Annotated in this window: 6 protein-coding genes; all 6 read left to right on the forward strand. The window is 34.6% G+C overall.

The genetic code is table 11. The features are described from left to right. Positions 1 to 2713, forward strand: a 2713-nt coding sequence (locus WKT20_RS16270) for a hybrid sensor histidine kinase/response regulator transcription factor (protein ID WP_340417720.1), incomplete at its 5' end; no start/stop codon positions are given. Between the two features lie 213 nt (positions 2714 to 2926). Next, entirely contained in the window at positions 2927 to 3115 is a 189-nt protein-coding gene (locus WKT20_RS16275; protein WP_340417721.1) for a hypothetical protein, read from the forward strand. Positions 3116 to 3121: 6 nt separating this feature from the next. Further along, positions 3122 to 5962 carry a SusC/RagA family TonB-linked outer membrane protein gene (locus tag WKT20_RS16280; protein WP_340417722.1) on the forward strand — a complete coding sequence of 947 codons (2841 nt, stop codon included), beginning with the start codon at positions 3122 to 3124 and terminating at the stop codon, positions 5960 to 5962. A gap of 12 nt (positions 5963 to 5974) precedes the next feature. Beyond that, positions 5975 to 7708 carry a RagB/SusD family nutrient uptake outer membrane protein gene (locus WKT20_RS16285; RefSeq protein ID WP_118165937.1) on the forward strand — a complete coding sequence of 578 codons (1734 nt, stop codon included), beginning with the start codon at positions 5975 to 5977 and terminating at the stop codon, positions 7706 to 7708. A 152-nt stretch (positions 7709 to 7860) separates the two neighbouring features. Next, entirely contained in the window at positions 7861 to 10767 is a 2907-nt protein-coding gene (locus WKT20_RS16290; RefSeq protein WP_118165938.1) for a glycosyl hydrolase 115 family protein, read from the forward strand. Between the two features lie 24 nt (positions 10768 to 10791). After that, positions 10792 to 12315, forward strand: a complete 1524-nt coding sequence (locus WKT20_RS16295) for a sulfatase family protein (RefSeq protein WP_340417723.1) — start codon at positions 10792 to 10794, stop codon at positions 12313 to 12315. The last annotated feature ends 26 nt before the right edge of the window (positions 12316 to 12341 follow it).

A 12341-nucleotide genomic window follows, 5' to 3' on the forward strand; every position in this document is an offset into this window, starting at 1 on the left:
AAAAACTTTGAAACATTATAGTAAAGGCGATGCAGTTAATACATTAAGTTCTGATAATATATTTTCTATTTGTAAGACTAGTACAAACGATATTTGGATTGGTACAACTTCTGGTTTGTTACGATATAATCGTTCAACGGATGATTTTTTACGTGTGAAAGAATTGGAAAGTATATTTGTATATGATATTTTGGAAGATAGTTATGGAAAATTATGGATGGCAACTTATTCGGATGGTGTTTTTTGTTATGATTTGCCTCAAAACCGTTGGAAACATTATACATGGATTCCAGGGGATAGTACTTCCTTGCCTTATAATAAGGTAATTAGTATTTTTGAAGATAGTCATAAACGGGTATGGTTTACTACACAAGGAGCTGGTTTTTGTCGTTTTTGTTCTGAGACAGATAATTTTATTTGTTATGATATGTCTGATGGATTTCCTAGCAATATTGTGTATAAAATAGTAGAGGACAATAAGGGGAAGTTATGGTTGACAACGAATAAAGGTTTGGTTTCTTTTCTTCCGGAAACAGGTGTTAAACATATATATACGACCGCTAATGGGCTACTTAGTAACCAATTTAATTATCAATCAGGATTTAAAGATAATGAGGGAATAATTTATTTAGGGAGTATTGATGGGTTTATTGCTTTTAATCCTTCTGAATTTGCAGAAAATAAGCAAGTTCCGCCATTGGTGCTAACCGATTTCTTCTTATTTAATAAGCGTTCTCCAATAGCTATAGAGGGTTCTCCTATTTTTAAAAGTATTACTTATTCAGATGTAATAGAGTTGAGTGCGGAGCAGAATTCTTTTTCTTTGAGGGCGTCAGTGTTGAGTTATCAAGCTCCTTTATCAAATATTATAATCTATAAGTTAGATGGATATGATAAGGAATGGTATACTTTGGAGAGAGGGGAGTCAAAGATTAGCTATTCTAATTTGCCTTATGGATCATATATGTTAAGAGTTAGGGGGGCAAATAGTGATGGAATATGGAGTCCTCAAGAACGTATCTTAAAAATACATGTGCATCCTCCTTTTTATCTTTCTTGGTTTGCTTATATTATTTATAGTATATTGTTAATATTATCTGTAATGATGTCTTTTTACTACTTCAGGAAAAGAAGTCAAAAGAAGCATTTGCGAGCAATGGAAATCTTGAAATATGAAAAAGAACGTGAATTATATACGGCGAAAATAGATTTTTTCACTAATGTGGCACATGAAATACGTACTCCTTTGACTTTGATAAAAAGTCCTTTAGAGAATGTGCTGGCTTCTGCTCATCTGGATGAGAATATAAAAGATGACCTTGAAATTATGGATTTGAATACCAATCGTTTGCTGGACTTGGTGAATCAGTTACTTGATTTTCGCAAGACGGAAACAAAAGGCTTCAGATTAAATTTTATGGATTATAATTTATCAGGTCTTTTACAAGCTATTTATAAACGTTTTACTCCTCTTGCCCGGGAGAAAGGCTTGGAGTTTGCGATAGAAAGTATAGATGATTTACATGCTTCGGTCGATAAGGAGGGATTTACGAAGATTATAAGTAATTTGTTTACCAATGCCATTAAATATTCGGATACTTATATTTGTGTGAAATTGCGTTTGGACAAATCTTCGAATTTATTAATTCTGTCTGTAGAAAATGATGGGGTGATTGTTCCGAAAGATGAACGTGAAGAGATCTTTAAGCCTTTTAAGCAGTATCATGAAGAAAATACTCATGTGCAAGGTACTGGTATTGGACTTGCATTGGCTCGTTCTTTAGCTGAATTGCATGGGGGAAAATTATCGATGGATGAAGCATTGGATTGTAACCGTTTTATTCTTCAGCTTCCATTGTGTCATGAACAGATATTAAATTTGTCTCATACAGAAGATGAAGAGCCTGTTCTCGCCGTAGATTCGAATGTTCTGGAACCGCTTTCGCAGTCAGATTCTTTCCGTTATACGTTGTTGGTAGTAGAGGATAATACTGAAATGCGTAAATTTTTGCAGAAGCAGTTGGCTGAATCTTATAAAGTATTTGTTGTGTCCAATGGTGTGGAAGCGTTGAAGATTTTGCAGGATTCTATTGTAAATTTGGTTCTTTCGGATATAATGATGCCTGAAATGGATGGATTGGAATTGTGTGATGTAATAAAGTCTAATCTGGATTATAGCCATATTCCAGTTATTCTATTGACTGCAAAGACTACTTTGCAATCAAAGATTGAAGGAATGAAGGCGGGGGCCGATGCGTATGTAGAAAAGCCTTTCTCGATGGAATACCTGAAAGCTTGTATTTCGAATTTATTGAAGAATCGTGAACAGTTACAAGCAACCTTTGTTCACGCTCCTTTTGTGCAGACTAATAGTATGGCAATTACTAAGGCTGATGAAGAATTTCTGAAAAAATTAAATGAAATTGTACAGGCCAATATTCAGAATCCTGATTTTAGTTTGTTGGATATGGCAGATCAGTTATGCATGAGTCGCTCTAGTTTAAATCGTAAAATAAAAGGAATACTTGATGTAACTCCTAATGACTATATTCGTATAGAACGATTAAAAAAAGCAGCTTTACTTTTGAAGGAAAGAAATTGTAAGATTAATGAGGTTTGTTATATGGTTGGCTTTAATACGCCATCCTATTTTGCAAAATGTTTTCAAAAACAATTCGGTATGTTACCTAAAGATTTTGGGGTAGATAAATGATATGGAAGGTCTATTTTCATTTCTAATGTTTAGGGTGGAATATAGGGAAATGCAATAATATTCTTAAAAAATAGAATAGTAATTGCATACATAAGTGTATATATAAAGTATTTAGGTTTTGAATTTATTTTATTATAAATAGAATGTATTGTATCATGTTTTTTCTCTTTGATGAACTACTTTTGAATCGATTCATTTTAACTTTAAATTAGTATGAAAACAAAATTAATGAGTTGCTTATTTTGCGTAGGCGTTGGATTAGTTCCTTCGATGGCAAGTTCGATGAATGAGGAAGTTCAAACTCTGATTGTACACCAATCAAATAAGCGGGCATTGTCTGGTATTGTTACAGACGCGACAACTAATGAGCCTCTTATTGGAGTTAGTATTTTGATAAAATGAACACAGGTGGGCACTGTAACAGATGTGGATGGAAAATTTATATTGGATGTAAGTCAAAATGATGTTTTAGAGTTTTCTTATATAGGTTATAAGTCACAAACGTTAGCTGTTGAGGGAAAAACAATATTAAATGTTTTAATGACTCCTGATAATGAAATGTTGGATGAAGTTGTTGTTGTTGGATATGGATCAATGAAAAAGTCTGATTTGACGGGAGCTGTTGTTAGTGCAAATATAAAAGATTTTGAAAAAGCCCCAAATACCAATATTCTCCAGTCTTTACAAGGAACAATTCCTGGATTAAATGTTGGACAAATAACTTCTGCAGGTGCTACACCGGAGGTTTCCATTCGAGGGAAAAATACGTTATCGGGTAATAAAAATGTGTTGATTGTTTTAGATGGAATAATTTATAATAGTTCTCTTGCCTCTATTAATCCTAATGATATTGAATCTGTTGATGTGTTAAAGGATGCTAGTGCTACAGCTGTATATGGTGCTCAGGCGGCCAATGGTGTTTTGTTAATAACTACTAAGCGTGGTAAATCTGGTAAAACAAAGGTCGATTTTTCTACAGCTTATACCACGTCTTCTCCGACAAAGAATCTTCGTCCGATGAATCGTCAAGAATATTTGGATTTTACGCGTGAGTTTTGGTATGATGAGGCTTATTTGGGCCCAGACTATAAAACTCCTAATCCGAACTTCGATTTAGCCAGTAAATTGCCTGATGCGGTTATGCTGGATACAAATTCTCCCGATGGGATAGTTCCATATGATACAAATTGGTGGGAGGAAGGAACTTCTAATGCCTCCATGTGGGAAAATAAATTGAGTTTGTCTGGAGGAACAGATGCAATGTCTTATTTGATTTCGTATGCTAATACTAGTCAAAAAGGATTTATGCTAAATGATGAATTTAAGCGTAATAGTATTCGCATAAATCTGGATGTTAAACCTTTTAACTGGCTGAAGACGGGGGTTCAAGCTTTTGGCTCATTTGTAAATAAAGATGGAGCTGAACCTGATATATGGGATTTGGTGACTCAAAATCCTTTATGTAGAATTTATGATGATGAAGGTAAAATAATTCCTTATCCTTTCAATACGCTGGATACAAATCCGTTTATGTTGTCAGATGTAGATGATCGTGAACGGCATAATTATTTCTTTGCTAATATTTATGCAGAAGTTCAATTACCGATTAAGGGATTAACCTATCGTTTTAATTTTGGTAACAATTATCGTATTGATGAGCATTATCAGGCAAGTGAGTATGGTGCTAGTTTAAATGGAGAAGCTTATAAGCAGCATACAGAATATTATGATTGGACATTTGATAATATTGTGAATTATAATGGGGAATTCGGAGACCATAGTATTGCTGCTACTTTCCTTTATGGAGCAAGTGAACGTAAGCAGAATTATACGGAAGCGAAATCCCAAAAATTTTCTCGTTTGTCTTTGGGGTTTAATAGTTTAGAATTAGGGAAAGATCAGTTTGCCTCTTCTGATGCTTGGAGCGAAGCGTTATTATATCAGATGTTCCGTTTGAATTATAAATATAAGAATAAATATTTATTAACAGCAACAGTACGTAGGGATGGGTTCTCTGGATTTGCTGAAAATAATAAATCTGCAGTTTTTCCTTCTGTAGCCTTAGGTTGGATTTTATCAGAAGAAAAATGGTTTAAAATTTCATGGATTGACCAATTGAAAGTTCGTGGTGGATGGGGAATTAGTGGTAATCAAACTTCTCGTTATAAATCTTTGGCTAAGGTTAAAACTGAACCTGGATATGTCTTTGGCGATGGCGGGGCTACTGAAACTGTTCAACAAATTGAAGCGATGGGTAATGGGGATTTGAAATGGGAAAAAACTGAAGGCTTTAATGTTGGCTTAGATTTTTCATTGTTTAAGAATCGTTTGACTGGCTCATTGGAATTATATAATACAACAACTCATGATTTACTTTATGATATGGTAATTCCAACAATAACTGGTTTTAGTAATGTTAGTTCTAATATTGGAAAGATTCGTAATAAGGGAGTTGAACTAACAATTACTTCTCGCAATTTTGTACTTCCTGATTTTGAATGGACTACTACATTTAATATTTCAGCTAATCGTAATGAAATAAAATCATTATTAGGAAGGGATGATGATGGCGATGGTTATGAAGATGACTTAGTTTCAAGTAATTTGTTTATTGGAGAATCGACATCTGCAATTTATGATTATCAGATTGATGGAATTTGGCAATTAAATGATGATATACCGAATGGATACCATCCAGGTAATTACAGAGTTGTTGATACAGATGAGAACGGAAAAATTGATGTAAATGATAGAGTTATTTTAGGTTATAAGGATCCGGCGTATCGTTTTGGCATTATGAATAAATTTAGATGGAGGGATTTAACGTTTAGTTTCTTCATAAATTCTGTGCAAGGTGGAAAAAATGGTTATATGCAAAAAAACTCCGAGACTCTTAATCGTGGAAATGCAAATGATCTTCGTTGGAATAGGATAAGCGAATTAGCTACAGATTATTGGTCTCCGAATAATCCGAATGCAACATATGCCCGTTCGATTGCTGCTCCTGCAATTGCAGGAACAAATTATCAACAACGTAGTTTTGTTCGTTTGCAGGATGTTACATTAGGATATAATTTACCTAAGACTTGGATGCGTGTTGTTGGCATTGATAATATAAATATTTATATGAGTGGTAAGAATTTGCTCACTTTTACCAAGTGGAAGGGATGGGATCCAGAAGCAGGATCTGGTTATTATGGACTTCCTGTAATGAAAAGTTTTACATTTGGTTTGAATATAACACTTTAATTTGAATTTGATATGAAAAAGTATATTGCTTTAAGTGTGTTACTAGCTTGCATTTTTTCAGCTTGTAATGAAAGTGACTTTTTGAGAGAAAATCCTGAAGATTTTATGAGTACTTCTAATGCCTTTCAAACAGAAGTTGATTTCGAGATGGCTATAAATGGATTATATAATCTTACTCGTTATGAATTTTATGGCTATAATGAATCAAAGCCTTTTGATTATATTTATGGTACAGATCTTATATTTGATGGTGAACCTGGAACATATTCCCGACATGGAAATATGCTTGCAGGATATGATCCCACTAGTAATATTCCAAGAATTCATTGGAATAATCTATATAAATTAATAGCTGAATCTAATACAGTGATTGATCGTGCGGAGGCTTCAAGCTTTTCTAATGAAAGGAAGAGTTCTTTTATTTCTAGAGCTCGCTTTTTCCGTGGTTTTGCATATCGTACTTTGGCTTATTTATATGGGGGAGTACCCTTGGAATTGCATGAGGTACAGATACCCAAAACTGATTATGTTCGTTCAACTAGAGTGGAAACCTTAGAGCAAGCAAAAGAAGATGTGAAGTTTGCAGCAGAAAATCTTCCTGATATAGTGGATGTAAAAGATGGAGAAATTTCCTCCCCTGTAGCTTATCATTTATTGTCTGAAATATATTTAGCTTTAGATATGAATGAAGAAGCAAAAGATGCGGCAACTAAGGTTATAGATAATCCAGCACTTGGCTTAATGAAAAATCGTTTTGGTTCAAGATCTACAGAAATACCAGGAGATGTGTATTGGGATTTATTCCGTAGGAATAATCAAAATAGAGGTATTGGTAATACAGAAGGAATTTGGGTTATTCAGTTTGAAACGGATCTTCCAGGAGGAGGTAGTTCAACTACAGATTTGAAAGTCACGGGTAACTATATGTTGGAAAGGAATTGTGTTCCTCATACAGGATTGGCTAAATTAACAATTAATGGAAAGGTCTATATGCCTTTTACGAACTGGCCATGTGGTGATTATACCGGTGGTAGAGGTATTGGTTGGGGAGTTTCTACTAAGTATTTTAGTAATACAATTTGGGAAGATGATTTTACAGGTGATATGCGAAATGCTGAACATAATTTTGTGAGAAAATTTAAAGTCTCGAATCCTGATGTTATAGCTTTAGGGATTACCGAAATTGATGTAGAGAATCCTCCTGCAGGTTTGGAAGTAGGTCCTGGTAGTACGACAATTCCCGGACGTTATCTTTATGCTTATCAAACGAAGTGTACAACACCTTATAACCATCCAGATGAATTATATGAAAATAAAGAGACGTGGAAATTAAAAAGTATTGCGGGTACTACATTTACAGATCAGTATATGTTTCGTTTGGCTGAAACTTATTTACTCCGAGCAGAAGCATATTTAAAGTTAGGAAGGAAAGATCTGGCGGTGAAAGATATTAATGAGGTAAGAACACGCGCTCATGCAATTATGGCTCAAGAGGAACAAGTTGATATGGATTATATTTTGGATGAACGTATGAGAGAACTGGGCATTGAAGAGAAACGCCGGTTAACTTTGATGCGTACAGGATTATTGTATGACCGTGTAATGAAATGTAATCCTTATTATGCTAATCCAGAGACTAATGGTGATGGAGTTGGAATGCAAAAACATTATAATCTTTGGCCTATCCCGCAATCAGCAATTGAAGCTAATATTGGAGCAAAATTAGAGCAAAATCCTGGTTATTAATGGTTGTATAGATATTGATTGTTGATTTGGAACGGGAGATGTCTCTTGTTAGTTCTCCTGTTCCATTTATTATTAGGTTTATATTGGTGGAATGAATCGTTGTATACTTGCTTTTTGTTTCACGGAAAGAGTGGATTAATAATTTGTTAAAAATGAGAAAAATATTTGTTTTTTTGTTGCTTTTATGTGAGGCTTCGGTGTTCGCACAGATTAAAGTAAGCAATGTTCAGAAGAATTCATCGGATTTTTCTTTATTTGCAAATGGAAAAGCATGTAATATTTATGTGGATGCCTCTGATTTCACTGTGGTAAAGATTGTTTCAGATTTGTTTTCAGAAGATATTCAGAGAGTGACAGGAATAAAAAGTACAGTATTCTCTTCCATTTTTCCTAAAGAAGATCAAATTGTTGTGATTGGTACATTGGGCTCTAATAAGATTATTGATAGACTGGTCGAATCAGGGAAATTGGATGTTTCTTTAATCAGGAATGGCTGGGAACAATTTATTATTAAAGTTGTAGAGTCTCCAATAGAAGGGGTTAAACGTGCTTTAGTTATAGCTGGATGTGACCGTCGTGGCACTGCCTATGGTACTTTTACTTTATCTGAAGCAATTGGAGTTTCTCCATTATATTGGTGGGCGGATGTTCCAGTAAAGCATCAGAATGCTTTGTATATTGAAGCTTTAAATTATTGTTCGAAAGCTCCAAGTGTGAAGTATAGAGGTATTTTTATAAATGATGAAGGCTGGGGGATTACTCCATGGGCCGCTAAGACTTTTGATCCGGAATTGGGTGATATAGGTCCAAAAACTTATGCAAAGGTTTGTGAACTGATTCTTCGTATGAAAGGAAATATGCTGGCTCCTGCAATGCATCCGGGATCTGGTGCTTTTAATAAATACCCTGAAAATAAGGTTGTTGCAGATAATTATGGCATTGTTATGACTTCTTCTCATTGTGAGCCTCTGTTGTTCAATAATGTGACAGAATGGTTCCCTAAAACGATGGGAGAGTGGAATTATATGACAAATAAGGATGGTATTAATAAAGTTCTGGATAAACGTATAGCAGAGAATGGTATTTATGAAAATTTTTACACTTTAGCTATGCGTGGAATACATGATTCTGGGCTGGTTGGAGTTCCGAAAGAGAAAGAAGTAAGTATTGTTGAGGAAGTATTAAGGGATCAGCGCGATATTCTTGCCAAACATATTAATAAGGATATAGATTCTATTCCGCAACAGTTTGTTCCTTATAAAGAAGTTATGAATATTTATGAAAAGGGGCTTAAAGTGCCGGAATATGTAACATTGGTTTGGCCGGATGATAATTTTGGATATTTAAAGCGCTTGAGTAATAAGGATGAGCAAAAGCGAAAAGGTGGTTCTGGAGTATATTATCATATTTCTTACTGTGGAGAGCCACATGACTATTTATGGCTGAATACAACTCCTTCTACATTAATATATGAAGAAATGCGAAAGGCTTATAATACAGGAGCTAATCGCTATTGGTTGTTAAATGTTGGAGATATTAAGCCTGGGGAATTGGGAATGAAGTTTTTTTTGGATATGGCGTGGGATATTGAGCAATTTGATTTTGAAAGTGCCTATGATTTTAATGCGCAGTATTTGACTTCTATTTTTGGTCGGGAATATGAAGAGGAACTGAAGGATATAATGAATACTTATTATCTTTTAGGTTTTCAACATAAGCCTGAAGCTATGGGATGGGGATTCTTGTGGAATAATTATCAGCAACGTGAACGTGTTATAGACACAGATTTTTCTTTTGTTAATTATAATGAAGCAGAGAATCGTATAAGAGAATACAATCGTATTGCTACAAAGAGTGAGCGAATTTTGGAGTCATTACCTGAAGTTTACAAGGCTGCTTTTTATGAATTGGTATTTTATCCAGTGAAGGGGGCAGATTTAATGAATAAGAAAATGTTGACAGCTCAAAAGAACCGATGGTATGCTCGTCAGAAACGCGCTGCTACGAATTTGTATGCGGAAAAGGTAAAAGCTTATCATGATAGTTTGGATTATTATACTAATAAGTATAATTCATTGCTTGATGGTAAGTGGAATCACATGATGAGAGTATCTCCCGGATGGAATGGGGAGTATCAAAATATGCCGCCTGTTGAATTGTATAAAACAATAGGGAAAGGAGATATGGAGATATTTATTCCTGGTCAGGATTATATGGCTGGTGGATTGAATCTGAATATATTGCCAACAATGAATCCTTATATAGAAAAAGAGTTGTTTATTGAATTATATAATAAAGGTTGCCAAGCTTTTTCATGGAAGGCTTTGGTCAAGAATGATTGGATTCAGATGAAAACTAAATCGGGCAAGGTGGATTTGCAGGAACGAATTGCTTTTTCTGTAGATTGGAATAAGGTGCCTAAAGGTGAAAAAATTGTAGGAGAGATAGTCTTAGTATCAGATTATAAAACTGAGACTATTTATGTTCCTGTATTCAATCCGATTTATCCTTCAGTAAATGATTTAAAGGGTTTATATGTGGAGGATAATGGTTGTGTTTCTATAAATGCGGGAAAATTCCATCGTAAGATAGAAAACAGCGGTATTAAAATTACTTCAGTAAAGGGGCTAGGCTATGAAAATGATTGTGTACAGTTGGGTGAAGCTACACAGTCTGTTCCTAATATGTGGTTTACTAATAGAAGTCCAAGAGCTGAATATGATTTTTATACATTTAATGGGGGAAAAGCGACTGTTTATGTTTATGCTTTACCTTTGTTCCCTGTTGATTCCAAACATGATACACGTTTCGGTATTATGATTGATGATGGAATGGTACAATGGATGACTACTTCAGAGAAAGAATATTCAGGCCAATGGAGGAGGAATGTATTTCAGAATAGTTCTATTAATGGGGCTACGATGAATGTGGGAAATCCTGGGATACATACTTTAAAAGTAATTTGTGCAGATCCTGGTATGATTGTTCAGAAGATAGTAATTGATTTTGGTGGAATGAAACGTTCTTATTTAGGACCTAGTGTAACATTGGTAAAATAAGTATGAGTTTAAATTTTTGAAAATATGAGTGATTTAAAATTTATAAAGATATTTGTTCCATTAGTGCTTGGGGGAGGATTCTCTATACCTTTAAGAGGGAATTCAGTTGAAAATAATTGCCCTAATATTTTGTTTATAATTACTGACGACCAGTCGTTCCCATATTGTTCGGCCTATGGGAGTGCATTTGTAAATACCCCAGCTTTTGATTTTATTGCAAAGCAAGGTTGTTTGTTTCAAAATGCTTATGTAACTTCTCCAGGAAGTAGTCCTTCTAGGGCATCTATTTTGTCTGGAATGTATCCATGGCAAATAAGGGAGGCTGGAACTCATTGTTCTTATTTCCCTCAAGATATTATTTGTTATGCAGATATATTGGAAGAACAAGGATATAGTGTCGGTTATACAGGTAAAGGGTGGGGACCTGGGGACTGGAAAGGAAGAAGTAGGAATCCGGCTGGGAAGGTTTTTAATCAGAAGAAGTTATTGCCTCCCTATAAAGGTATATCTGCTATTGATTATGTAGAGAACTTTAAAAATTTTTTTAATAATGCGAGAAAGGATAAGCCTTTTTGTTTTTGGGTTGGTTTCAATGAACCACATCGTGGATTTGAACAAAATTCTTGGAGGAAAGAAGGTAAATTGCTTACAAATGTGAATATTCCAGGATTTTTACCTGATGATGAGGTTGTGAAAGGGGATTTATTGGATTATGCAGTAGAGATAGAATGGCTTGATTCTCAAGTTCTGAAAATTATTGAATTTTTAAAAGAAAATGATGCATTTGATGATACATTGATTATCATGACCTCAGATAATGGTATGCCTTTCCCAAATGCTAAGGCTACATGCTATGATGCGGGTATACATGTTCCATTGGCAATTTGTTGGGGAGATAGAGTAAAGAGGAAAAATACAGATGTAATTATCAGTTCAATTGATTTTGCTCCTACCATATTGGATGCTGCAGGGGTTGCTTTTTCAAAGTATAGTCACATGCCAGGAGAAAGTTTGTTGCCTTTTTTGATCAGTCATGAAGAGCATAAACAAAATGTAGCTTTTTCAGGAAGAGAAAGGCATAGTTCTTCCCGATATAATAATTGGGGATATCCGATACGATGTATTAGGAAAGGTGATTATCTGTATATAAGGAATTTTCATCCTGAGAGATGGCCGGTAGGGGATCCGACTCCTTTGACTGCGGATAATAAGTTGGTTAAGCCTCATTCAGGCTATTTTGATATAGACGAATCACCAACTAAGGATTATTTTATTCAGAACAGAGATATAGGTAAAGGCATAAAATATTTTATTCGTACTGTTGGTTTTAGACCTTATGAAGAATTATATAATATTAAACACGATCCTGGTTGTCTGGATAATCTTGTGGGATGTCCTAAGTCTGAATTACTGTTGAACAAATTACGAAAGAATCTAGATGATATGCTGGATAAAACTAATGATGTAAGGGTAACCTCAGAATTGGGAGATAGTATATGGGAATCATATCCACGACGAGATTTTATGAGAAATTTTCCTAATTTTTAAGTTGAAAATGAATTAATTTTTAAGAA

This window comes from Phocaeicola sp. ICN-14070 (assembly GCF_037892625.1).
GTDB lineage: Bacteria > Bacteroidota > Bacteroidia > Bacteroidales > Bacteroidaceae > Phocaeicola > Phocaeicola plebeius.

Excerpts from the sequence above, each read along its gene's own strand:
- WKT20_RS16275 (WP_340417721.1), top strand. The coding sequence starts at position 2,927 with ATGAAAACAAAATTAATGAGTTGCTTATTTTGCGTAGGCGTTGGATTA.
- WKT20_RS16285 (WP_118165937.1), top strand. The coding sequence starts at position 5,975 with ATGAAAAAGTATATTGCTTTAAGTGTGTTACTAGCTTGCATTTTTTCA.
- WKT20_RS16290 (WP_118165938.1), top strand. The coding sequence starts at position 7,861 with ATGAGAAAAATATTTGTTTTTTTGTTGCTTTTATGTGAGGCTTCGGTG.
- WKT20_RS16295 (WP_340417723.1), top strand. The coding sequence starts at position 10,792 with ATGAGTGATTTAAAATTTATAAAGATATTTGTTCCATTAGTGCTTGGG.